General features: G+C 43.1%; 26 protein-coding genes and 1 pseudogene. All 27 read right to left on the bottom strand.

The annotated features are described in order from the left end of the window. Nucleotides 1-124: 124 nt before the first annotated feature. On the bottom strand, nucleotides 125-1,237 hold the full coding sequence (locus THIAE_RS04290; RefSeq protein ID WP_006459076.1) for a glycosyltransferase: 1,113 nt from the start codon (nucleotides 1,235-1,237) through the stop codon (nucleotides 125-127). Between the two features lie 10 nt (nucleotides 1,238-1,247). Continuing rightward, nucleotides 1,248-2,765 (bottom strand): asparagine synthase-related protein, encoded by a 1,518-nt coding sequence (locus THIAE_RS04285; RefSeq protein ID WP_006459077.1) that lies wholly within the window; start codon nucleotides 2,763-2,765, stop codon nucleotides 1,248-1,250. 100 nt (nucleotides 2,766-2,865) lie between these two features. Beyond that, nucleotides 2,866-3,807, bottom strand: coding sequence for a glycosyltransferase family 2 protein (locus THIAE_RS04280; protein WP_006459078.1), 942 nt, complete (start codon nucleotides 3,805-3,807; stop codon nucleotides 2,866-2,868). Nucleotides 3,808-3,858: 51 nt separating this feature from the next. Further along, nucleotides 3,859-5,301 (bottom strand): lipopolysaccharide biosynthesis protein, encoded by a 1,443-nt coding sequence (locus THIAE_RS04275; protein ID WP_006459079.1) that lies wholly within the window; start codon nucleotides 5,299-5,301, stop codon nucleotides 3,859-3,861. An 80-nt stretch (nucleotides 5,302-5,381) separates the two neighbouring features. Next, the gene (locus tag THIAE_RS04270; protein ID WP_025299310.1) at nucleotides 5,382-6,818 is read right to left on the bottom strand and encodes a Fic family protein; all 1,437 of its coding nucleotides are present in this window, start codon (nucleotides 6,816-6,818) and stop codon (nucleotides 5,382-5,384) included. Then, nucleotides 6,811-7,443, bottom strand: a complete 633-nt coding sequence (locus THIAE_RS04265) for a DUF4062 domain-containing protein (protein WP_025299309.1) — start codon at nucleotides 7,441-7,443, stop codon at nucleotides 6,811-6,813. Before THIAE_RS04265 ends, THIAE_RS04270 begins: the two co-directional genes overlap by 8 nt. Continuing rightward, nucleotides 7,436-8,797 carry a hypothetical protein gene (locus THIAE_RS04260; protein WP_006459082.1) on the bottom strand — a complete coding sequence of 454 codons (1,362 nt, stop codon included), beginning with the start codon at nucleotides 8,795-8,797 and terminating at the stop codon, nucleotides 7,436-7,438. The genes THIAE_RS04265 and THIAE_RS04260 overlap by 8 nt, the downstream gene beginning before the upstream one ends. 2 nt (nucleotides 8,798-8,799) lie before the next feature. After that, nucleotides 8,800-9,591 carry a hypothetical protein gene (locus THIAE_RS04255; RefSeq protein ID WP_006459083.1) on the bottom strand — a complete coding sequence of 264 codons (792 nt, stop codon included), beginning with the start codon at nucleotides 9,589-9,591 and terminating at the stop codon, nucleotides 8,800-8,802. 72 nt (nucleotides 9,592-9,663) lie between these two features. Continuing rightward, nucleotides 9,664-10,689 (bottom strand): FRG domain-containing protein, encoded by a 1,026-nt coding sequence (locus THIAE_RS04250; RefSeq protein WP_006459084.1) that lies wholly within the window; start codon nucleotides 10,687-10,689, stop codon nucleotides 9,664-9,666. 136 nt (nucleotides 10,690-10,825) lie between these two features. Next, the gene (locus THIAE_RS04245; protein WP_006459085.1) at nucleotides 10,826-11,092 is read right to left on the bottom strand and encodes a hypothetical protein; all 267 of its coding nucleotides are present in this window, start codon (nucleotides 11,090-11,092) and stop codon (nucleotides 10,826-10,828) included. A 27-nt stretch (nucleotides 11,093-11,119) separates the two neighbouring features. Further along, nucleotides 11,120-11,749: an acetyltransferase gene (locus THIAE_RS04240; RefSeq protein ID WP_006459086.1), complete on the bottom strand. Its 630-nt coding sequence runs from the start codon at nucleotides 11,747-11,749 to the stop codon at nucleotides 11,120-11,122. 130 nt (nucleotides 11,750-11,879) lie between these two features. Next, nucleotides 11,880-12,056 (bottom strand): hypothetical protein, encoded by a 177-nt coding sequence (locus THIAE_RS10790; protein ID WP_204205745.1) that lies wholly within the window; start codon nucleotides 12,054-12,056, stop codon nucleotides 11,880-11,882. Nucleotides 12,057-12,149: 93 nt separating this feature from the next. Further along, nucleotides 12,150-13,201, bottom strand: a protein-coding gene (locus THIAE_RS04230) for an IS3 family transposase (protein WP_239232408.1) whose coding sequence is annotated in 2 segments (ribosomal slippage) — nucleotides 12,150-12,979 and nucleotides 12,979-13,201 — 1,053 coding nt in all. Because the reading frame shifts where the segments join, the coding sequence is not laid out codon by codon here. A 237-nt stretch (nucleotides 13,202-13,438) separates the two neighbouring features. Continuing rightward, the gene (locus tag THIAE_RS04220) at nucleotides 13,439-13,678 is read right to left on the bottom strand and encodes a hypothetical protein (protein ID WP_006459089.1); all 240 of its coding nucleotides are present in this window, start codon (nucleotides 13,676-13,678) and stop codon (nucleotides 13,439-13,441) included. 4 nt (nucleotides 13,679-13,682) lie between these two features. Further along, the gene (locus THIAE_RS04215) at nucleotides 13,683-14,639 is read right to left on the bottom strand and encodes an NAD-dependent epimerase/dehydratase family protein (RefSeq protein ID WP_006459090.1); all 957 of its coding nucleotides are present in this window, start codon (nucleotides 14,637-14,639) and stop codon (nucleotides 13,683-13,685) included. 11 nt (nucleotides 14,640-14,650) lie between these two features. Further along, nucleotides 14,651-14,830, bottom strand: coding sequence for a hypothetical protein (locus THIAE_RS04210; RefSeq protein WP_006459091.1), 180 nt, complete (start codon nucleotides 14,828-14,830; stop codon nucleotides 14,651-14,653). A 10-nt stretch (nucleotides 14,831-14,840) separates the two neighbouring features. Beyond that, complete coding sequence (locus THIAE_RS04205) at nucleotides 14,841-15,530, bottom strand: WbqC family protein (RefSeq protein WP_006459092.1); 690 nt, start codon at nucleotides 15,528-15,530, stop codon at nucleotides 14,841-14,843. Nucleotides 15,531-15,562: 32 nt separating this feature from the next. Beyond that, a complete protein-coding gene (locus THIAE_RS04200; RefSeq protein ID WP_006459094.1) occupies nucleotides 15,563-15,883 on the bottom strand; it encodes a DegT/DnrJ/EryC1/StrS family aminotransferase in 321 nt (106 codons plus the stop codon). Beyond that, the gene (locus THIAE_RS04195) at nucleotides 15,883-16,230 is read right to left on the bottom strand and encodes a DUF2335 domain-containing protein (RefSeq protein WP_006459095.1); all 348 of its coding nucleotides are present in this window, start codon (nucleotides 16,228-16,230) and stop codon (nucleotides 15,883-15,885) included. The genes THIAE_RS04200 and THIAE_RS04195 overlap by 1 nt, the downstream gene beginning before the upstream one ends. Nucleotides 16,231-16,376: 146 nt before the next feature. After that, nucleotides 16,377-16,565 carry a hypothetical protein gene (locus THIAE_RS04190; RefSeq protein WP_006459099.1) on the bottom strand — a complete coding sequence of 63 codons (189 nt, stop codon included), beginning with the start codon at nucleotides 16,563-16,565 and terminating at the stop codon, nucleotides 16,377-16,379. A gap of 25 nt (nucleotides 16,566-16,590) precedes the next feature. After that, entirely contained in the window at nucleotides 16,591-17,679 is a 1,089-nt protein-coding gene (locus THIAE_RS04185) for a DegT/DnrJ/EryC1/StrS family aminotransferase (RefSeq protein WP_006459102.1), read from the bottom strand. After that, nucleotides 17,676-18,551 carry a glucose-1-phosphate thymidylyltransferase RfbA gene (gene rfbA / locus THIAE_RS04180; protein ID WP_006459103.1) on the bottom strand — a complete coding sequence of 292 codons (876 nt, stop codon included), beginning with the start codon at nucleotides 18,549-18,551 and terminating at the stop codon, nucleotides 17,676-17,678. Before rfbA ends, THIAE_RS04185 begins: the two co-directional genes overlap by 4 nt. Before the next feature lie 3 nt (nucleotides 18,552-18,554). After that, on the bottom strand, nucleotides 18,555-19,394 hold the full coding sequence (locus tag THIAE_RS04175) for a KilA-N domain-containing protein (RefSeq protein WP_006459104.1): 840 nt from the start codon (nucleotides 19,392-19,394) through the stop codon (nucleotides 18,555-18,557). After that, a complete protein-coding gene (gene rfbB / locus THIAE_RS04170; protein WP_006459105.1) occupies nucleotides 19,391-20,530 on the bottom strand; it encodes a dTDP-glucose 4,6-dehydratase in 1,140 nt (379 codons plus the stop codon). The genes THIAE_RS04175 and rfbB overlap by 4 nt, the downstream gene beginning before the upstream one ends. A gap of 23 nt (nucleotides 20,531-20,553) precedes the next feature. Beyond that, nucleotides 20,554-21,942, bottom strand: a complete 1,389-nt coding sequence (locus tag THIAE_RS04165; protein WP_006459106.1) for an RNA-binding domain-containing protein — start codon at nucleotides 21,940-21,942, stop codon at nucleotides 20,554-20,556. Further along, nucleotides 21,943-23,049 carry an NAD-dependent epimerase gene (locus tag THIAE_RS04160; protein WP_006459107.1) on the bottom strand — a complete coding sequence of 369 codons (1,107 nt, stop codon included), beginning with the start codon at nucleotides 23,047-23,049 and terminating at the stop codon, nucleotides 21,943-21,945. A gap of 2 nt (nucleotides 23,050-23,051) precedes the next feature. Further along, a pseudogene (locus tag THIAE_RS04155) lies at nucleotides 23,052-24,251 on the bottom strand (nucleotide sugar dehydrogenase). Between the last annotated feature and the right edge of the window lie 136 nt (nucleotides 24,252-24,387).

Here is a 24,387-nt window from a genome sequence, read left to right as displayed (position 1 = left end):
CCGTACCAGCGCACCAGCCGGTGCCGTTCATTCGGTTTTTCATTCGTGTAATCACTTTCACCAGGCCTGGTTATAAGGTCAGAGGCGGAGGGTGTCCAACCTCTACGTGCATGGCAACAAAAAGCTAATCAAAGCAGGCAATTTGCTTAGCATAATGCTTCACTACCTCATCAACTTGATTTTGTTTTACTGTATTTTGGGCAGCCTCTGCATTAAATTTTGCAGAAAGAAGCTGAACTAACTTTGCTTTAAAGTCCTTAATATTCAGATACTCCACCAAATACCCATTCACTCTATCTTCAATGATCTCCCTTGGGCCGCTTGGGCAGTCAAAGGCAACAACCGGTGTGCCGAGCGTTATGGATTCAACGAGCACATTGGGAAAGCCTTCGTAAAGTGAAGTTAAAACTGTCGCTTTTGCGTGCAGGTAGTAAGGAATCATGTCTTTTTGAAAGCCCTCGAAATCTACACGGTCTGCGACACCAAAATCTATGGCGCATTGTTTTAACGTTGCCTCCACACTCCCCTGCCCGACAATTTTAAGGCGCAGATTAGGAAACTCATTTGCCACGCCTGCAAAGCCTTCTATCGCATAATGAAACGCTTTTTGTTTTTCTAAACGCCCGACGCACAATAAATAATCTCGCTTTTCTACCTGGCTCAAATCATGCGACTTGGCATAATCTTCGATGTGTTTGGCAACGGGGTTATAAATAACTGATGTTTTACCTTTTAATTTAGGGTAAAGAGTAAGCAAATCGTCCTGCATGGCTTTGCATTGATTAATAACATGGTCAACTTTTCCATAAAATCCGTCAACAAAATTTTTGACTATGTACTTTAGCCATAAACCTTTAGCCAGCTTTCTCTTTTGAGAAAGTGTATTAATATTTCGTGCAATTATTTTTATTTTAAAACGTAATATGGTTCGTAATATCACTAACATAACGGCTAATTCATAATTGAATACCAAAATACTTTTAGGTTTTTGACGATGGATATATTTTGACAAGGTTAATCCAGCATAACGAGCATGCTTCACGCCCAATACCACCAAGTTCACCTTATCAGATACCCTATCATGATAAGCTGAATTATTTAAATGTAACACCACCAAATCAACCTGCCAACCTTGTTCAGCCAAGCCATTCGCCACATTCACACAAACGCCTTCAGCCCCACCGCCAGCAAGTGAACTGATTAAAAGGGTTATTTTTTTAGTTTCTGTAGTCTTCATTTAGTTTCAATCAAGCCTGTTTATTTTGTTTAAGATATCTACTTTGGTTACGCCAAGCGGAAAACATATATATTCGGTAAATCAAACGACCAGATAAATCCGCATATTTATGCTGGCTTTGCATCACCCCTTTTAGACGGGTAATCACTTTAAGCAGGCCTGCTTGCTCCCATAGCGGACATTGTTGCATTTCTTGGTGCATCCAATCCCAGTTTTGTAGGACGATTGAACGTGAATCGTAGCTAAAGCCCAGCTTACCCAGTGCATCGGAATCAAGTCCGATGCGGTCTTTGAGGATTTTGCGGAGGATGAGTTTGTTTTTTAGGGCTTTGCGGTCGAATAGGTGTTGTTCGGGCATTTTGGCGAAGTATTCGGCGACTTGTTGATTGGCGAAAGGTAAAACCATGTTTGCATTGATTGAGTCGGCAAAGTTTCGGGCTTTTCGCGTAAAAATTTCTTGGTCAATAATTGTTCCGCGAATAGAGGGTCTAAAGTCCAGATAATCCTGATTGGAGTCCTTTTCTAACCAAAAATCAGAAACATCAAAAGCATCCGGCAAAATTTTCTTAACATCGGCAAAAGATAACCCAGATAAACCTGTCCATTCTGCGCGTGTGCGCCCTGCAACATGAAACAAACTTTCTGATGGGAAATGCTTTGATAATAATCGGCTGTATTTTAAATATTTTGAAATTTGCTGTCGCTTAAATTCAGTGCGACTTGGAATGTGACCTATAAATACATCATTCCCCATGCCATCAATAATATTCGCGCCTTTGAGTTCGGGCAGTTGGTGGGCATAGAGAGGATAGGCCAAGGTGACATTGTCGGTGCAAGGGAAAGGCGCATTGACAAAATAGTCGTTGATCGCCTGTTTGTGTTCGGCTTGCAGTTGATCGACTTCGTGCAATATCTGATGTTTAAAACCCAGTTGTTTGGCGATTTTGGCGCTGATTTCACTTTCATCCGCCTTGCCCTTCGATTTATGGGTGATCAAGGTGACCTTATCCTGCCAACCGGCTTCGGCTAACGCCAGCGCGATGCTGTTGCTGTCTTTGCCTGCGCTATGGAATAGAAAACTGGGTTTGGATTCGTCAATGCGGCTGATGGTCGCTTCCGCGAGCATTTGTAAAATCAAGTCTTCATCCGGCTGCATTTCATCCGCTTGCAAACGGTTGGCGTTTAAAAACGGAAATTCGTGGCTAAACTGAATGTCGATTTTACCATTGAGCGTGGACACCTTGGCCTTATCACCAATGCCGAGAATGTAAATATCCTGATAAGCGGTTTTCGGCGGTGGCACCACCCCGCTTTGCAATAAAAACGACAAGCCTTCCGTGCTGACCTTTAACGGCTTAGGCACCCGCGCATCGTTTAATAACTCGGTAATCGAGGTGGAATACAACAAGGTCGATTGATCTTGCGGCCAATAAAGATACAACGGAAGCTCGCCCGCTAAATCGGATTCAAGCACCCTACCCGAAGGGGCATAAAGGCCTGGTTGGTTGTGGGTGTATTGGTTAATCATTTCTGGGTTGGCTCTTGGATTCTAGAGCCACAGTTAGCAACTCTAGCTGTGAAACATTCTAGTTTGGAAGAATATTTCCCATTAAAAATAAATAAACGAATTATTTACCACAATTGGCAAAAATAAAAGTTAAGGCATTAAAGGTATATTTAATGCTGAAAGCCTTTAATGACTGGTAAAGAAAAATCAAATTAGCACGTCTTGATAATTTTTTAAAATATTTTTCATACTCTGGAACCTCAACTTCTAAATCACAATAAAACGCATTCATTTTAAGACGATGTTCATACACTCGATTTAACGAAACCATCGAAGATGACCAAGAACCTTGATGGTTTTTACGATAAGCAGCCGCAATCAATGGGATAAAAAGTGCGCCTTGATGAATTGAAGCATGCATTTGGATAACAATATCGCCGACGCTAGACTTTGATAACCAATCAATTAAACGTTCAGATTTTATAGATTCACATTTTACGAATATCGAAGCCGTAGGCATAAAGCCACCACCTCCTAAAATCACTTCTTCAGGGGAGAATATTTTTATTTCTTTACTGTAATTTGAGAAGATTTCTTCTTTTTTTAGTTCAAAACCATCAACTTTGTATGCTGGGTGAAATGAAATATTGATTTCGGGATGTTGACGCATTAGTTCAACTTGCGTTTGCAATTTCTCCGCCGCAATCCAATAATCATCCCCTTCGCACAAGGCAATGTATTCGCCTTTTGCACGTGGGAAGTTAAAGGTTGAGTTCATTCTTAAACCCTTAGAATACTGATTCTCCGTCTGATAAATCGGTTTGATGAGTCTTGGGTACTTGGCTTCATATTCTCGGATAATGTCAGCAGTGCGGTCAGTTGATGCATCGTCATGGATGAGGATTTCGAATGGGAAATCGGTTTCTTGGATAAGAAAGCCTTCGAGTGCGTCTTCGATATAGGGTTCGTGGTTGTAGGTGATGCAGCAGATGCTCACAACGGGTTTGTCTATATCGCCTTTCCAGTTGGCGATGATTTCGTCTTCGGTTCTAAGGTTTCTCATGTGGTGTTACGTACCCTTTTATTCTTTAAATTTTAGTTGCGTCAAACTTTGTCAAACTTTCTTAAACTTTTTCAGCACGAGTTCTTTGGTGAGCTCGTAGGCGTGAAGTTTTAGCAGGTGTGCGCCGATTAAATAAAGCAGGCCTGCTAATAAGCCAAACACGACTAACTCGGCGAACGCCCACCATTGCGCCCAGGCCTGCAATCCAAATATCAACCCCGCAATGGCCGCCGAAAGCACCAGGCCTGGCATAAAGTCCGCTAATTGTTCTTTAACGCTATAGCCGATTAGGCGATAGCTGAAATAGCTATTTGGGATATAAGCCAGCACAGAGCCGATAATCTGCCCGATTAAAATTCCGACAACACCGTATTGAAAGCTCACCCATAAAATCAACACGATCAAGGCTTTTTTGATTATTTCCAGATACAGAAACAAATCTGATCGGCCTTTCACTTTTAATATGTTTAAATTAATCGAGTGAAGTGGATATAGCAGGCCTGCTAATGTCATTAGCTGTAAATAGACCACCGCCGGCCACCATTTTTCGGGCAATAAAAACGCAAACAAGGGCTGAGATAAGGCCGCTAAAAACAGCATCGCTGGAAATAGCAAAAACGTGGTCATTGCAATCACTTTGCGATACCCAGCTTTTAACCGCACATTGTCATCCTGCATGGTGGACAAGGCTGGGTAAGTGACCGTTTGAATCGATGTCACTAGCTGGCTGATAACCAGTTCTTTAATCTTTTCTGCGAAAAAGTATAACCCGGCCACCGACGCGCTAAAAAACTTGGCGATGACGATCACGTACATATTTCTAAACACCGTATCCAGCACACCCGACAAAAACAACTTATACCCAAAGTTGTACATCTGACTAAGCGAGACAAAACTAAAGCTCAAATTTGGCCGCCAAATACGTTGCGCCCACAATAACAGCGTCACTAACATAGCCGAAACCAGCATTTGCGCAACCAGCGCCCACACGCCCCACCCCAAATAAGCCAATGCCACCGCCAGCAAGCCGGATAAAATCGCCGCAGGTAAGTTGACTTTGAGTTGTGTTTTAAAATTCAAGTTGCGGCTGAGGATCGAAACCTGCACCACCTGCAACGAATTAAAAATAATCGCCAGGCCTGCGACCCGAATTAAATCCACCAGGCCTGGTTGTTCGTAGAACAAAGCAATCCAGGGCGCAGCGCCAAACAAAATGGCATAAGCCACCACACCCAATAGGATGTTGGCATAAAAGGCGGTGTTAAAATCAACTTGAGTCGCGTCTTTCAAGCGAATCAAAGCCTGCTTAAAACCCGACTCCATCAATGATGCGCCCAACGCCAAAAACACCGCCATCATCGCGACTAAACCAAAATCCTCCGGCGTTAAAAAATACGCCAGTAGTAAGGTCACACCAATGCCCACCCCCCGCCGCGCAAACTGCTCAACGAAGTTCCAGACGATGCCAATGGTGGTTTTTTTAGCGAGGGTCATAAACTAAAAACTCGCATAAGGTTTTAACACGCTTTGAATTATTTCAATCTGATAATACTTTTCTTTAAGGTTACTTGCTTTCAACTTCGACTCTTTAACTTAATCGCTCTACCCAACCGGCTTAAAAGATATTTTTGCTTAGGACTATTCGGCTTGTCCGGATACAACATTTCAACAACCCCGGCAATGAGCGCCGGTTTTAAATAGTGCTTTCTAAAATGCTCATTATTTCGCAGACCTAATTTTTGTTGCAATTCATCGCGCGAAAGCTCGGCATCCATCACCTCAATCAACCTTGCGACTTCGGTGGTCACTTCCGCGGTAGCTTCCATGGCGTCTTCCGTGGTAGCTTCCATGTTTTTGAAAGTCAGCGTCACCCCGGATGCCTTAGATTGCCAAACAGGATCGGGTAGCCCTGCCTCGCGGCAAGCTTGGGTTATCAACACACTGCCGCGCCCTAGTTTCTCCATATAGCCCTGCAAATAAAGCGCGTGTGCTATATCCGGATTGCGTAGCACCGAAATATGCCCCTTAGCAAGTTTATTAACCGTAACGCCCTCTGGAAAACCGCCTGAATTCCAAATTTGTACCTGATCCGCGCTCACTTCAACTTTAATCCCACCCAGTGCACTGGCGTAGTCCCGGTGTGCAAATGCATTAACCACGCCCTCACGAATCGCCATTTCTGGGTAAAGTGACCTTTCGTCGCGTTGATTACTTTGATTAGAAAACCGCGCTTTAGTCGGCGTATTGCGCAAAATAAAACCGATGACCTGCTCAATCACCTCTAGCATAGGGCCTTCAAAATGCTTTAAGTCTTGATAATTTTGATCGGTTTTACTGTGGTAAGCCACCGCACGCACCCTGGCTTGTGGATGGCGCTTTTGTGGGTTTTGCGCCAAAAGGACATCTGCTGCATTGGTTAAACGCCCGTATTTAGCCAATGAAAGCAATGATAACTGATGGATTAACCCATCACTTTCCTCATTCACATCACCGGGTAAACGCGGTGACTCTTTAAGCAAGCGCCTGCAAGCAGCAACGGACAATTCGCTTGGCGTAAGCTCAGGGGAAAACAAACGCTCCCAGCGCTCAGGGGCAACTTGTTTACGCAAAATCATATCGCGTATCGTTTCCACATCCGCTTTACGCGTCGTAGCGGCCTTGCGGATAAAAATAGTATCTTGATAAGCGTAAGGAATATCTTTGCCAGACGGTACTTCGACCACAATTAAAAAATTTCCATCAAACGCCTGCACATCCACTGAAAATAGCACCGTCGGCTTGATACTTTGTTTTAAATGTTTCTCCAAGCTGGAAGCGGCTATCTGTGGATTTTCTACACCGCGCACGCTGCCATCATCTTCCACACCAATTACGACAAAGCCGCCCTGCCCATTCAAAAGACCACATACGACAGCACCAATCGTTTCATCATTTAGCAAGGCTTTAAACTCAAACGCGTTTGCTTCACCTAGCGCGAGCTGCTTTGCAATAATCGAAAAATGTTTATTCATCCAAATATCCAATCCGCTCTGCAAGAAGAAGAGGCTCCGCCAAGTTTTGCGCTAAAAGCTGCTCAACATCCTGATAACGCGAAAATTGCGAAAGCACAAATAAACTCGCATCATCGTCTCGGTCAAACTTTTGCACCCAATTCCCAGCCCGATCACTAAGCGGCAAATTCTCTAGTGTTGCATCTTCATATAGATCAATCACGCGTAAGTCTGAAACCGAGGCGGCGCCTTTTTTCAAAGCCAATGTCTGACGCGCTTGTGCGTCCGGATAACCCAAATCTTTTAACAACCGCCGAGCAAACACGACATGATCATGCGCCAAAAACCAACGCGGCTTGTTCAGCTCAATGGCTTTTTTCATTTCTTGGTGCGTAATAGACAGATTCCCCGCACTCACACCGCTGCCGTATTCCGTTGTAATAATGCCGAGAAAAAGATCACAGCGTTCAACAGCATTAAGGCACGCGTCGAATGCCGTCAACGTTGAAGAAACTGGCACAGTCCCTTTATGCGACATCCACACCTCATAACCAAAGCTAGTAAGTAGTGTATAAACACGGTCAAGCAACTCTTCTACACCATAGACTGTTGAAGAAACCATCACTGTCAGCGCTCTATCACCCATGCTTGTTACCATTGTTCAAAAACGCAATCATTTGATCCCACGTTTCATTTTTCTTTTTATTACCTGAATTTGTTAAGTGTATCCAGTCTTCACAATCACCCCGACCGCGTTGTTTATCAAGCAAAACCAAAAACATTTGTTTCAGGTTTTCTTTATTCCTATCCAGTGTGTATTCATAGCTTTCAAATAATTCCTTAAACTGTTTAAAGCTATTTTCTATAAACCCTGTGTTCCGCTCGTTAAAAATAAGATTAATATACGGGCAACCTAAGCGTATTGCCTTCGCCCTTGAGATCATTTCATCGTTTGGCAGTGTTGAGTAAATATAGTTTAAATAATCAAACCGTAGCGCTTCACCTTTAGCTCTTGCCTGTAGATCGGCTATGGCGTCATAAAAACGCACCATCAACTCAAATGCTATCGTTTCATCCTCTTCAGAATCCAATCGAACAAATTTAAGCCATTCTTTTTGAATGTAGTATGGCAAGTTACTCAAATGCGCTTGTATGGGGTCGAGTCGCGCCAGTGTGGAAATCAAACCGTTAATTGTCTTGAATGTTTCAGGCTCTTGTCCCTCGTAAAAACGCTGCGCCATCAATGTTGAGTTTTCCTCAACCAACTCTAATATAGCCCAACAAAGGTTTAATCCTAAATCAAACTTTTCATAATGCTGATGCTTTAGTAGCAAATCGGTAATTTCACTTGTTCGCCCTTCTACCAGCTTGGAATAAACATATGAATGAGGGTCTTTTAGGGCACTTATTAAAAACGCATTTGAAAACTCAGTAGCGAAAACATCCTTTTTGGCCAGAATTTTCAATATTTCAATTCCCAGCTGTTCATTGTTTTTTTGTACCGACTGGGCAAAGCGTTTGTCATCAACAGTCAAATCAAATAATTCACGAACAAACTCAGCATCGAGTTGATTACGTTTTGTTTCGCCAAACCATAAATCAAGCAAAGTAGGAACATTCTCGTTTATGAGTTTTGCTAGCATGACTTGGTTACTTTCTGATTTTAGTTCTTTAACCAAATCTGTAAATTGCTTTACGTTGGTCCCACGCAACTTCAACGAACGGTATAACCACCATAGCAACACCAAATTTAATGTAACAAGAATAAAGTGTCGCGATTCCCACAAAAATCCGTGCATGTAGCAACTAATTGAACAGGTTTCTTTAAGAACATCCTCTAATGCTTGCCATGTCGAAACGTAAAGCAACAAAAAACTCACTAACAAAGCAATTAACAAAAACTTTGAAGCTAACCTAAACTTTAAACGAATATAATCTTGCGTAGCCCCATATGCAGCAATTAACAACCCCAGAAATGTCAATATATCGGGTAATGTCATTACTACGCTACACCAGAGTTTTCAAAATATTTAAGCGCTTTCTCGTATTTGGATGCTGTTTTGTAGTCACCGCATTTTCTGAACCTATTATTTTCACCCTCTAGAAAAGCTATTGCTTTAGTTGCTCGAACGACAAAATCAGTAAGCTGATGTAAGGGTTTAGCTAAATAGTCCAAAATATAAACACTATCTGTATCTTTTTTAATGAACAGCCGACAAAACTTTGCATCGTCATAAAATTCATTTTGTGAATCGCATGCGGCTATATCTAGTAAATCCACCAACTCTTGCCCGATAACAATACGAATTGACTGCGCAACATTTGACTCCAATTCATAGGTTTTTGATAATGCGCGCCCATAAAGTTGACCATCTTGGCTTTCTATTGCAATGCCAACATCAACCCCACCGCGTAATGGGATACCTTTTGCCAACATTACTAAAAACACCTCAGCTAAAGACAAAAGCATACCTACCAATCTACATATATCAAATGCTTCACCGCCTTTACTTAGCGACAGGTGCATCACAATTAAATCAGAAAAGAATGTATTCTTAATTCTAGGTGATTTTTCACACCTTTTAGCAAAGCTATTTAAATAAGTATCCGATTCTGAAATAGCTTTTCGTAAGATTTTTACCTTGCCATATGCATTCCGGCATATTTTTAAAACTTCGTCATGTTGATTCCTGATACTTTCAATATCGTCTAATTTATTCAGTTCAACTTTTTGCCCAAGAATATCCACCAAAGCGCAAACGTAGTGGCCAACTTTTTCACTTTCTTTTTTCATAAATAGCCAATTTAATATTTTCTTGAATAGCATTCGAACCAGAACTGGTGCTTGTTTACACACCATAACGAACTAAACCGAAATGGTTCTTCTAACCCTTATCTGCTTACTCATTTCTTCTAGCTTTTGCTCGAAGGCGTGTTCGTCAAACCGCCAGTTGAAGGGTGTTAGCGTGTTTTCATCAACTAAACAGCATCCCTTTTGCGTTAACCAGGCCTGGTGGGTTTCGTTATCCGGTGTTAGTCCTTTGCGTCGCGCAAACTTTTCGCTAGCCTCGTTTATTTGTGCTTGTGTGAAATGCGTTAAAGCTTTCACATGGTCGGCAAACTCGGCCAAAGGGTCGTGCGGAAATAATAGATCACCGCCTTCAAATTGATCATAAATCTGTTTCGACACTTCCCAATTGTGGTCAAACCTAAATTTTGTGACCGTTTGCACTTTAGAAAAATCCTCACCCACGGCCAACCGATAGCCATTCGCGCGTTGTTGCTCTGGGCGTTCAAACGGTTGCCAACCTATTGGCGTATAAGCCGGTGGTTCATCGCCATGCGGCAAAATCGCTATCGCTGGCGTTATTCGATACATTACCCCTTTTTTCAAGCAGGCCTGCATCGGTTCATAACGCTGTGTTTTATCATTCCACTGTTGGGTTGCAAAAAAACTCGCCACATCAAAATTGGGCGTAATGTCCACATAATCGGTCGCCAAGCCATAATGTTGCGCCACGCCTTGTTGATCAATGCAAAACGGCTTTTCATCAAACGTGACGCGCCGCATTCGCACTAATGCCGGATGCGTTTGCAAGCCTGCTTCAAACACGCCATTGCGCAATAACGCATCAAACAAATCCGCATCGGTTTGACAACGATCCAACCCCGATAAACACTCGCCATAATCGCACACCTGTCCGCGGTACTCCACCAAAGCCCACTCCACCCCGGCACGAAGATGCACACACGAAGCGTCCGCGCTGCCCATGGTGTGTAAGCCTTCAATATCATCAAAAACAATACCGCGATAATTGAACCGCTCGCCGGTATTAATCGGCGGTATTTGCAAATGGGTTTTTAAAGCATTCAGGTTTTTAAAAGCTGTCATACTCGCTTTATGGTTTAGGCTTTAACTTGTATCAACCAGGCCTGGTTTTTTTCGCGTCTTAAACAAACTAAACCGCAACGGCTTTTATATCGATAATTCAATTTAACTCTGACCCGATTATTCTGGGTATAGGCATTTATTCAGCCTGCATCTTCTGCCATTTATGCTCACAATAAGAGCAGTGACCATTTTCGATCGCTATCGCCATATCTTCATAAGAAATTTCTTCGCCACAATTTGGACATTTTTTCATTATGAAATCAGAGATACCTGTTTCCAAGGTGTACTTTTGAGCACTGGTTAAATTATCGAAACCTTTATCGGCAGCCAATTTGGCAATACCTTGGACTTTTGGATCATCAATATTGGGTATTATTTGTTTCAAGTATTCTTGAAAAGTCATTTATTAGACCTCTATTATTCAATAACTTTAGCACTTAGAATTAATCGCTTTAGCTGGTATACCAACAACCGCTTGATTATCCGGTACATCTTTGGTTACAACTGCGCCAGCCCCTATAACACAGTTTCTTCCAATCTTTACACTAGGTAGAATCACAGCATTTGTACCTACGCTTGTATAATCATCAATAATTACACGACCTAACAAACGAGCACCAGGGGAAACCTCACAATAATTACCAATCGTTACATCATGGCTTAAAATACTTGATTTGTTAATTATGCAACCTTCCCCAATAGTCACGTCATTAGTGATTATTGCTCCATTTAAAATTACCGTACCATCACTATAGGTTGTACCAAAATGACCAACTGAAGCCTTATTTGAAACCAATGACTGTAATCTACCACCGACTGAGATAATTTTTTGTGCAACTTTTTCTCTTATTACTGTGCCGCCTACACCAATAATGAAATTAGGTGATAATTTTAAAACCTCAGCTAACTCTTCTATATCGGTTATAACCGGGTATTTACCATATAAAGTTTTAGGCACCACCTTTGTTACATCATCAAAGAAACAAATTTCATGTACACCATTCTCATATAAGATTTCGAGTAACTCTTTAGCGAAACCCTTTGCTCCAATTACAACCATCTTAATTCCTTAAAATAAAAATAATTTGATACAACTCGAACTCTTCAAGCCCTGGATAAATCGGCAAGCATAAAATCCGACTGGCGATGTCTCTTGAAATTAAGCAGGCCTGGTTGTTGCATTGCGGTCATTAGTGCTGTTCGCTATTGTTTCGGTTTTCTAATATTCTTGGTGCGACAAACAGCGCCACCATGCCAAACAAATCCAGTGTGGCAATAATGCCAGCGGCCACAGCACTGTATTGCGCAATCCAAGCAGCTGCAACCAAACCGACTATTGCAATCGTTCCACCAATATATTGACCCAATCGATCTTTTTGAATTGCGCCGGTTAGTGCTGTTTTGTTACTGTTGTGAGCATGTGTAATCCCCCATTTATAACCGAAGTTAAAAGTAGAGGGTTAAGCCGCGTCCAGTAAATACCTTGGCGGTACACGACCAATGGCGGAGTTTGGTCGTTCGTTATTGTATGTCCAAAGCCAATCTGTCGCCAGATATTGCGCTTGTTCAATCGTCTCAAACAGGTGTAGCGCTAGCCATTTATGGCGCACTGTTCGGTTAAATCGCTCAACGTATGCGTTTTGTGTTGGCTTGCCCGGCTGGATATACATCAGGGTAATTTGGTTTTTATTCGCCCAGTTAATTAACACTTGGCTTACATATACAGGGCCGTCGTAATAGCGTATTGCCGCCGGTTTACCGCGCCATTCAACCACCTGCTCGAGTGAACGAATCACTCGTTGGCTTGGCATTGAGAAGTCCACATCAATGCATAAGGCTTCACGGTTGTAGTCATCAATAACGTTAAATGTTCGGATACTGCGACCATCTTGCAATGAGTCGGACATAAAATCCATTGACCAGACCTGATTGATAGCCGTTGGAACGCTCAGTGCATCGGGCTTATCACGTTTAATTCGACGCTTAGGTTTAATCCTCAAGTTAAGCTCTAACTCTCGGTAAATCCGATAGACGCGTTTGTGGTTCCACTCAAACTTTTTCACATTGCGCAAATGATCAAAGCATAAGCCAAATCCCCAGCCTTTATGTGCGGTGGTCAAGCACAATAACCAGTCAGCAATGACGGCATTTTCATTGGCTAACTTGGCTTGATGGCGGTAACACGATTGGCTAATGCCAAACACTTCACATGCGAACCGTATGCTTACGCCCATCTGTGCAACGACATTCTGCGCCATCTCTTTGCGTAAAGATGGCTTTACCACTTTCCCTCGAGTGCTTCCTGACGAATCTGGGATTTTAGGCACTCTTCGGCATACATCTTTTTCAGCCGTCGGTTTTCGTCTTCAAGCTCTTTTAAGCGCTTGATCATCGCAGTGTCCATGCCACCATATTTTGCGCGCCATTTATAAAATGTAGCGCTGCTAATGCTGTGTTCGCGGCACAGGTCTGGAACCTTAATGCCCGCTTCATTTTGTTTTAAGATGGCCATGATTTGGCTGTCTGTAAATTTTGATGTTTGACCGCTACGCGTTACTTAGTTGCATGCAAGATATCCCGCACTTTAGTTTACGAGAAAATTCTACTTTTGACCCCGTTTATTAGATGGGGGGATTACAGGGGTAATAGCTTTTTTAAAATCGCCTCTTTTCTTTCTGTGGATATCGCCATTTCACTCTTTTATCCACCCGCTGTCTAATTCTAATTTAGTTTTAAATATACCGGACAACTATCCTGACACAGCGGGCATCTGACGAGCATCAGAAATTGAAATTTTCTCTTCTACCGCGTCTCTAATGAATTTTCCAGTGTAGTTATGGATTTCTACCTTGCAGGTTCTATCGCAATAATCTAAATTTTTACCTAAAAAATTAATATAACCTTTATCATGCAAGGGCTGTAAAACATTATGCTGTAAGCTAGTTGTTGCAGTTTTTGGCAACCCTAAGTGAATTAAAACTTTTATCATTATATTAGCCTTTAAAAGTTTCCATTCCTAATGTATCAAGAATATCTTGTAATGATTTTTCTAGTGTCCAGCTTGGCTCGAAATCAAATATTGTGTTCGTTTTTGTCATATCAAAGGTAAAATTAGGCTGCGATGGTTTACTCGGTAGATACTCTTTTGTTACAGCTTCTGATGGTGAAAAAACTCGAATCATAGTTTCAACAAGTTCCTCTAAAGATACAGGATGGCCTGTTCCTGCATTAAATATGCCCTGGGCTGTAGGATGTAACAAGGCCTTCGAAACCAGCGCCGCAAAGTCTTTGATATAAGGCATATCTTTAGCGTTGCTAGGGTCTCCCCAAACTTGGATAGAATGATTATTAACGATAGAGCGTATCATTTGCACATAGGCCTTGACTTTTAATTCCCCGTCAACATAGTAGTTAAAATTATCATCATTACAATAAACTGTTGGAATCCGAAGAATAATAGTTTGTAAACCATATTCTTGATGGTAATGTTCAATCAAATCACAAGCAGCTACCTTAGTAATCGAGTATACAGCATGATCACCAGTTAAAGTTAATGTTCTAGGTGCATCATCTTGAATTGGGACACCCGTATAAAATGAACCCGAAACATCAGAAAACGTCATAATATAAACAAGTTTTTTTATATTATTTTTTCGACAATATTCTAATACATTAAGTACACCGGTTGTGTTGACATCAATGTAGTGCTGAGGTGTATAACCCTTCATCATTGCGGGCATTGCGCCGGCAACCAAAAAAACTGAGTCAAAGTCTTTATCAAGAGCATCAAACTGATTTGCATCAGTAATATCCAACTGCTGTGTTTTTACTCCTTCCACTTCAAAATATCGAGATGTATATGTACCAGTAATGTCAAACTGACCCTTAATTTCTTTGATAACACCTTTTCCAAGACTACCAGAAGCCCCTATTACTAAAACCTTGTTCATCAAATTAATCCTTATTCCACAATAACCTTTAAAAATTCTTCCATATTGTCCATTTTGTAGAGCATTTCTTCTTGGGTTTCAAACTTCATTATCATGGTGCCAAGCGTATGATTTGAGCCATTGAATTTATGCACTTTATCACCAGGCCTGGTGTAGATGGTTTGTTTAACTAAATACTGAAGCACTTGCATATCGACAGAATCAAGTTAATCTGAAATTAGAAAACATTCGAATAATCTGCTCTTTACTGCAATTCATTAAAATATCTATCATAGATAAATAAGGCACAAATTCACTTGAAAACTGTTGATACGGCGTTATTTGGCTCTCAATAAAATTTAACTGAACACCTTGTTCTCCAAAATACTTTTTGTCATACAACTCTTTACCGCCAGGACTATTTATATAATGATCGCAATTAAACATCTTTGATAAATTTATCAACCTATCCGCTCTATCTGCTTCTCGCTCATAATCTAACTCGCTGGCAAAGACAAATTTCTTATCTAAGCCCAAATACTCAAATACCAACTGTAAGCTTTTTTCATTTAACTTTGCAACATTTCGCTCTTCACTTTCAAAAACAGATACTATCAACTCAATAACATCATTATAAAAAGGCGCTTTACGATATGCCTGTTGAATAGTTTTTAAGATTTTTCTATCACCTACATAGCTTAATTCTTGAATAACTGTATTAGATGAAGAGCCAGGAACAGGAAGCGTGAATCGTTGTGCTTTTTCATTTACTAAAATAGAGTTTCTATTGATATAACTTTGCTTTATAAAAGTCACATCATCGTAAATAACAAATACATCAGATGCGTAAACCAATTGGTAATAGCCGATATATGGAAATAAATAAGGCTGCATCACTGCACAAGTTTTCATTTAAATCCTTTTATGATGTTTATAACTTTTTCTTAATCTTCATCTCTAAGCTTTGGATAAATCGGCAAGCATAATATCCGGCTGGCGATGTCTCTTGAAATTGAGCAGACCTGGTGATTGGCTGGAGATTCTTCGCGTTCGCTCAGAATGACTGGTTTATTTAAGTATTCAAGTGTATCTAAACTTGGGTAAAAGTAGCGTCTTGGAATAATGTTGTTTTCTTTTAACTTAGCTTCGACTTTCAGCAGTTGAGCTTCGCTTTTGAATAATACCGGTACATAGGCGTGGTTATTTTGGCTTTGGGGGTTCCATTGTTGGAATTGCACCAGGCCTGGTTGTTGCATTGCGTTCATTAGTGCTGTTCGCTATTGTTTCGGTTTTCTAATATTCTTGGGGCGACAAACAGCGCCACCATGCCAAACAAGTCCAGTGTGGCAATAATGCCAGCGGCCACAGCAATGTATTGCGCAATCCATGCAGCTACAACCAAACCGACTATTGCAATCGTTCCACCAATATATTGACCCAATCGATCTTTTTGAATGGCGCCGGTTAGTGCTGTTTTGTTAATGTTGTGAGCATGGTCTTGCTCTTTTTGCGCCATATCTAATATAAGTTTGCGTGCATCTTCCGGGTATTTAGCAAGCTGCTCCGACGGTGGAATCGGGCCTGAAAAGCTTTGATGATGCGTGGCTGTCATCACAACGGATGCGGGTGCATTTTTGAGTAGCTGAGCAAGTTATATTTGTTGCGGCTGTGATAAACCACCCTGCTCCAGTGCGTCCACTAAAGTGACTAATTGACTTTCCTGTGCTGGATTGTCCGCTTCTAACCGGTGATTGGCGCTCATTTTTGATTGGCCCTTTGTCGCTCGTATTGCGCTACAGAGGTGCTTAGGTACTTGCCGACTTGCAACCAATGGCCGTTTAACCGTGCCGTCACACTACCCTTTGGTAAATATTGTTGGTAGCTTCCCGTTGGCCAAACTTCAATGTGGGCGAAGCCTTTTATAAAACTGAATTTTGCTTTTTCCATGGGTCAATCCTTGCGGTTTTTCGTTTTAAGATTGTTGGCGTATTATGCCACAAATCGTGTTTTGTTGAGCTTGTGCCAGGCCTGGGTAGATAGGCAGGCAGAGGATGCGGCTGGCGATGTCTCTTGAAATTAAGCAGGACTGGTTGTTTTGTAAATAATCCAGTGTATCTAAACTTGGGTAGAAGTAGCGTCTTGCAAGAACATTGTTTTCTTTGAGCTTGGCTTCGACTTTGAGCAGTTGCGCTTCGCTTTTAAATAAGACCGGCGCATAGGCGTGGTTGTTTTGGCTTTGTGGGTTCCATTGTTGGAATTGCACCTGACCTGCTAATTCTGCTTGGTAGTTTTGCCAAATGCGTTGGCGTTCGGTTTTGATGGTGTCGATTTCATCGAGTACGCATAAGCCCATCGCGGCTTCAAATTCGTTCATTTTGGCGTTGGTGCCAACCGATTCGATGGTGGTTGGGCCGGTGATGCCAAAGTTAATCAACAGGCGAATTTTTCGGGCGAGTTCGTCATCATTAGTAATAACCGATCCACCTTCAATGGTGTGAAAGAGTTTGGTGGCGTGAAAGCTGATGGTACTGATGTTGCCATAGTTGAGCACGCTTTGGGTGTGGCCGTGTTGGTCGGTGTAGTCTGTGCCAAACGCGTGGGCGGCATCGTAAATGACTCTTAGGTTGTGCTTGTCGGCAATCGCTTGAATCGCTTCGACTTGGCACGGATTGCCAAACACATGCACCGGCACAATGGCGCTGGTGTGCTCGGTTATCAGCGGTTCGATATTATTCGGGTCTAGGTTAAAACAGGTGGGGTGAATATCGGCAAACACTGGCGTTAAGCCTTCCCATGCGAGCGTGCTGGTGGTGGCAGCAAAGCTAAAGGGCGTGGTTATCACTTCGCCTTTTAGATCAAGCGCTTTATATGCCAATTGTAAGGCGAGCGAACCATTAGCGACTAGAATCAGATGCTTGACGCCCAAGTGTTCTTTTAAGCGGCGCTCAAGCTCTTGCAATAGACTGCCATTATTCGTGAGCCATGCAGTTTCATAAATACGATCAACATAGGCTTTGTATTTGTCTTTATTGGGTAAATAGGCTTTGGTGACCGGAGTCATTTAAACTCACCTTCAATTAAGCTTTTTAAATATTGCCCATAGCCGTTTTTACTGAGGGCTTGGGCGGTCTGGGCGACTTGGTCATTGCTGAGCCAACCATTGCGCCAGGCGATTTCTTCTAGGCAGGCGATTTTGTAGCCTTGGCGTTTTTCGATGGTTTCGACAAACATGGCGGCTTCTAATAGGCTTTCGTGAGTGCCGGTGTCTAACCAGGCAAAACCACGGCCTAGCAGTTCGACGTTTAGGTCGCCCCGCTCCATGTACATTTGGTTGATGGTGGTGATTTCGAGTTCGCCACGGTGACTGGGTTTAACTTGCTTGGCGATTTCTACCACGTCATTGTCGTAGAAGTATAAGCCGGTGACCGCAAAGTTGGATTTGGGTTTGGCTGGTTTTTCTTCTAGGCTGATGGCTTTTTTGTTTTGGTCGAATTCGACCACGCCAAAGCGTTCCGGGTCTTTAACTTGATAGCCGAACACTGTTGCTCCAGCAGGCCTGCTTGCGGCACGCTTTAGAATCGGAGTAAAACCTTGTCCCCAGAAGATGTTGTCGCCAAGCACGAGGCACACGCTGTCGTTGCCAATAAAGTCTTCGCCAATGGTAAAAGCTTGTGCGAGTCCGTCGGGGCTGGGTTGTATGGCGTAGCTTAGGTTGATGCCAAACTCTGAGCCATCACCCAGCATGCGAATAAACCCGGCTTGGTCTTCGGGTGTGGTGATAATCAAGATGTCTTGAATCCCGGCCAGCATGAGTACCGATAGCGGGTAATAAATCATCGGTTTGTCGTAAACGGGTAATAGCTGTTTAGATACACCGCGCGTAATTGGGTAAAGCCGTGTGCCGGAGCCGCCTGCTAAAATGATGCCTTTCATTGTTTACTTCTTAATTTTTAATGTTGAACTTGTCAATTTCGGTTCGTGCTTTGTCAAACTATTCATTTGAGTGATCGCCATGTCATTTAATTGAACAAGCCGCTGTTGTGGTGGAAGCGTTTGCTTGATCATTTCAGCGTTATAGCTTTCCATATTGGATAGGATAACTAACTCTTCGACACTGGCGTAATCTCTCAAGTTGCCTTGTTTATCGGGGTTTTGCTCTCTCCATTGCTTGGCTGTGATACCAAAGAGTGCTAGGTTCAACAAATCGGCCTCGTCAGCATAGGTGAAGTTGATTTGTGACGGATTGAGCTTTGGCACAATGTACGCTTGTATGGCATCGGTGTGAATTCGATAGTTGATTTTGCTCAGGCTTCTACTGAGGTTCCACTCAAGTTTTTTGCTGTCGATTTCGTCTTGTTTTAGCCGTTGGAATTCTTTAATTAGGAAGAGCTTGAATTCCGCTGAAATCCAACTGGCAAATTCAAATGCTATATCCGGGTGTGCAAAGGTTCCACCATAGCGTCCGGCTTTGCTTACCAAGCCAACGGCATGGGTGTTTTCTATCCATTTAGTAGGAGACAAAGTAAAACTATTAGAACCGGCTTGGCTTTTAAAGGAGTCGAATTCGACCCCTTTAAAATCTGGATTGTTTATTTGCTCCCACAGTCCAAGAAAATCAATCGTCTGTCTTGATCTAAGCCAGTTCTTTACGACATCTTTTGGCTCATCTGGATTTTTTGCTCGCGCAATATCAGTAAGACTTAAGAAATCAGATGAGTTAATACGCTTTAAATTGATTGCGGTGTTTTGAACTGTTAAGCTCGTCGCCTTTTTCATTTTTCAGCTCCTAAACGCTCTCTTTGGTAACTGCCGTCTTGTACGTGTTGGCACCAGGCCTGGTTGTTTAGATACCATTGTACGGTTTTGCGAATGCCTGATTCGAAGGTTTCTTGGGGTGTCCAGCCGAGTTCGCGTTGGATTTTGCTGGCGTCGATGGCGTAGCGCATGTCATGCCCGGGTCTATCGGCAACATATTTAATCAGTTCAGCATAAGTTGAAGCGTTACCTGGCTCACATGAGTAGCTATCGATATTTGGATTGTTTTCGCTTGGTGCGAGTTCTTCAAGCATAGAGCAAATGGTTTTGACGACTTCGATGTTTTGTTTTTCGTTGTGGCCGCCGATGTTGTAGGTTTCACCGACTTTGCCATGCGTGGCGACAAGCACGAGTGCGCGGGCGTGGTCTTCTACGTAAAGCCAGTCACGGATTTGATTTCCTTTGCCATATACGGGGAGCGGTTTGCCTTCTAGTGCGTTAAGGATCACTAGTGGAATCAGTTTTTCCGGGAAGTGATATGGGCCGTAGTTATTTGAACAGTTGGTAACGAGGGTTGGGAAACCATAGGTTCTTTGCCATGCACGCACTAGATGATCTGACCCTGCTTTTGACGCGCTGTAGGGCGAGCTTGGGGCGTAGGCAGTGGTTTCGGTGAACAAAGGTAACTCGCCAGCCTGCTCATCTGGGTGTGGCAAATCGCCATAGACTTCGTCGGTTGAAATATGGTGAAAACGGAAGTTGGCTTTTTTGCCGCCTTGCAGGCCTGCCCAATACGCTCTAGCTTGTTCGAGCAAGGTATAGGTGCCGATGATATTGGTTTGGATAAACTCACCCGGGCCATCAATGGAGCGATCAACATGCGATTCGGCGGCAAGATGCATCACAAGGTCTGGTTGGTGTTGATTGAATACACGCTTGAGTTCTACTGCATCGCAAATATCGACCTGCTCAAATGCATAACGCGGGTTATCACTCACGCTGACTAACGATTCGAGGTTTCCAGCATAGGTGAGTTTATCGACATTGACCACCGAGTAATCTGTGTCGTTGATAATGTGTCGAATGACAGCGGAGCCGATAAACCCTGCCCCGCCTGTTACTAGGATTTTCAATTTTGTATTTTGATCGCTGTTCATAGTTTATCTTTAATGTTCAATTCTTAATTTTGAGCTGGGTAGTAACCGCCAGTTTTAGGCGCACCACGGAATTCAATTTTGTTTTGGTCTTTGAGTTGTTTTATCCAGCGTTCAAGGGTTTTTACCGGCACATTAAGTTGCGCTTCAATTTGTGTGGTTCTTAGACCGGGATTGTCTTTTATAAATTGTAAGAGCGTTTTTACACCCTCAGTTACACCCTCAGTTACACCCTCAGTTACACCCTCAGTTACACCCTCAGTTACACCGCCATTGTTTTCTGTGGTTTGTTTTTGCTGGTTGTAGCCAATGATAACCATATAACCGTCGCCACTTTCTTCGTATTCGAAGGTCATGGTTGGGTAGTCTTGGATGGCTTTGCGGATGCGTTGATAGCCGCTACCGTATTTTTCGATGTCGCCGGTTAGGTAAAAGGCTTCGGCAATGAGTTTGTTTCGCGTGCGCGATGGGTAGCTGTCGGTTTTTAGCTGTTCGATGGTTAGGTCGCTGTAGAGCTTTCCGGGGTTAAAGAAAACGATTTTTTGGTCAAAAATTTTGATTTGGTTATCGACCGGGCTGGTGTAGTCGCGATGGATAATTGAGTTCAAAACGATTTCGCGTATCGCATCTAGTGGATATTCAAATATTTCGGTGCGCTCGACTTTTTTGCCGGTGATTTCAAAAGCGACTTTTAGGTGCGAAATAATGATTCGCATGGTGTCTTCTACCGCATCAAATAATGTGGCGCACACCATTTTGTCGTCGATGATCATGCTTGGCGTTTTGAAGCGGCCGATATGGATGTTGTAAGTATTTTGCTCTTTAGCAAAGAGTAGCTTTGCCGCCTGAGAGACTTGTTGATCTTTTAAAAGCTGAAGCTTAGAAAGATTTTCTTCGAGCGAGCCGTTGAGTGTGAAGCGCCCTTTTTGGTTTACTCTTTCAAAAAACTTCTGGATTTTTTGTGTACCTAAGTCTTGAAGCTTAACATCATTTGCCGGGTAGGCATCCCATGACAATTGTAGGGATTGCAGGTGCATATTGGCGATTTCGGTTAGGTTGAGCTGGTGATTGCTATTGGCTTTGCGTTTGTAGAATCGACCCTTGAAACTAACCGGTTTGATTGGGAATTCGCCGACCTTGATCGTTAGAAGCGTTTTTTTGTCTATTTGATGCGCTTCGATGTCGACCACCAGGCCTGGTTCAGTTTGGGTTTTGATTTGGTTTATATATTGCTGAATGGTTTCGTCTGAAATTTGTAAACCTTTTATTTCGCCCTCATCGGTCACACCAATAAGTACTTGCCCGCCTTTGGCATTGGCGAACGCGCAGACGGTTTCAATCGCTTCTTTATCGAACGATTGTTTAAACTCGAGCGTGTCGCTTTCGCCTTGTTGAATGAGGACTTGAAGGTTCATTTATTTGTAGTAGCCTTTGTACCAGTCAACAAACTGACTGATGCCGTCTTCGATGCTTGTTGCTGGCTTAAAGCCTGTATCGGCAATGAGTTCGTCTACATCGGCATAGGTTATGGGCACGTCACCTGCCTGCATGGGCAGGAGGTTTTCGTTGGCTTTTTTGCCTGTGGCAGTTTCAATAGCGGTGATAAAGCGGCGCAGCGTTACGGGTTGGTTATTGCCGATGTTGTAGACTTTATAGGGAGCTTGGGCGTTGGTGATTTTTTGGGGTTTAGGAGATTCTTCGCTTCGCTCAGAATGACATGGGGAAAGCTCAGAATGACTGTTGGCCTGCTCGGGATGACGAGGTGGTTTTTCCATTACACGAGTGATGCCTTCTACTATGTCGTCTATGTAGGTGAAGTCGCGTTGCATTTCGCCGTTGTTGAATACATCAATGGTTTCACCAGCGAGGATTTTTTTTGTGAAGGAGAAGTAAGCCATATCGGGACGTCCCATTGGGCCATAGACTGTGAAGAACCGTAATCCGGTGGTTGGGATACCGTAAAGATGGCTGTAGGTGTGTGCCATGAGTTCGTTGGACTTTTTGGTGGCGGCATACAGGCTAATGGGGTAATCGACTCGGTCTGCGGTGCTAAAGGGTTGTTTGATGTTCATGCCGTAAACCGAGCTGGAGCTGGCGTAAACGAGGTGTTTGACTTTGGCGTGACGACAGCCTTCTAGGATGTTTACAAAGCCAACCAGGTTGGAGTCGACATAAGCATGTGGGTTGTCGATGGAGTATCGCACACCCGCTTGGGCACCCAAGTTGACGACGATGTCGAATTGGTTTTCGGCAAATAGCTGTTCGATGCCTGAGCGGTTGGCTAGGTCGAGCCGCTGGAATTGTAAATTTTGAATGGTTAATTTTAAATGTTGGCCTGCCGCGAGTGTTTTGACTTGGTCGCTGTCAAAACCAAGGGCTTTGAGGCGGTCGAGTTTGAGCTGCGGATCGTAGTAGTCGTTTAGGTTGTCGATGCCGACAACTTGATCGCCCTTTTTCAATAAGACTTGGATTAAGTGATAACCGATAAAACCGGCGGCGCCTGTTACGAGTATGTTAGCCATTATTAATCCTTTCCAAATAAGTCACGGGTATAGACTTTATCTTTTACGTCTTGTATCTCGTCAACTAAACGGTTGGCGATGATGACGTCGCTTTGCGCTTTGAATTCGGCTAGGTCGGTGATGACTTTTGAGTGGAAGAAGTCAGTTTGACCTTGTTCGCTGAGAACGGGTTCGTAGATGACGACTTCGATGCCTTTGGCTTTGATGCGTTTCATCACACCTTGAATGGCACTGGCGCGGAAGTTGTCAGAGCCTTGTTTCATAATGAGGCGGTGGATGCCGACGACTTTGGGATTGCGTTTGATGACTTGGTCGGCAATAAAATCTTTACGCGTGGTGTTGGAGTCGACGATGGCTTTGATTAGGTTTTGGGGGACGTCGTTGTAGTTGGCGAGCAGTTGTTTGGTGTCTTTGGGGAGACAGTAGCCGCCATAGCCGAAGCTTGGGTTGTTGTAGTGGTCGCCGATACGTGGGTCTAATCCAACGCCTTGGATTACTTGTTTGCTGCTTAGGCCGTGGGTTTCGCAATAGGTGTCGAGTTCGTTGAAGTAGGCAACACGCAGGGCTAGATAGGTATTGGAGAACAGCTTAATTGCTTCGGCTTCGGTGGCGTCGGTGAAAAGTACCGGAATCTCGTCTTTGGGTTTGGCCGCGCCTTCTAACAGAAGATTGGCAAAGGTTTGGGCTCGTTCTGATTGCTCCCCTATCACAACACGCGATGGGTGAAGGTTATCTCAAAGGGCTTTGCCTTCACGCAGGAATTCTGGGGAGAAGATGAGGTTAATGTTTAATGCTGAATTTTTAGTTTTTAATTTTTGTTTTAGGCTTTCTGTGTAACCTACCGGGATGGTGCTTTTGATAATCATGGTGGCGTTAGGATTTATCGCCAGCACATCGGCAATGACCGCTTCTACGGATTTTGTGTTGAAGGTATTGGTTTGTGTATCGTAGTCGGTTGGCGTGGCAATGACGACAAACTCGGCGTCTTTGTAGGCTTGAGCCGGATCAAGCGTGGCCGTTAGGTTAAGCGGTTTATTCGCTAAGAAGTCTTCGATTTCAACATCCACAATTGGGGATTGCTTGTTGTTTATGAGATCGACTTTTTCTTTGATAATGTCCACCGCCACAACTTCGTGGTGCTGGGCTAATAATACGGCTAGCGATAAGCCCACATATCCGGTTCCTGCAACTGCTATCTTCATCTTTTACTCTACTGTTACTGATTTGCTAATAATTTAAGAATTTCTCGAACTTGACTAGAGGTTAGCGGAGGGCGTGTTTTTCCAACAACTTAAAGCAAAAAAATAATAAACCGATTTGAAAACCACCAGGTCTAGT

The organism is Thiomicrospira aerophila AL3 (genome assembly GCF_000227665.2).
Taxonomy (GTDB): Bacteria; Pseudomonadota; Gammaproteobacteria; order Thiomicrospirales; family Thiomicrospiraceae; genus Thiomicrospira; species Thiomicrospira aerophila.
This window is presented reverse-complemented; position numbering and strand designations above follow the sequence as displayed.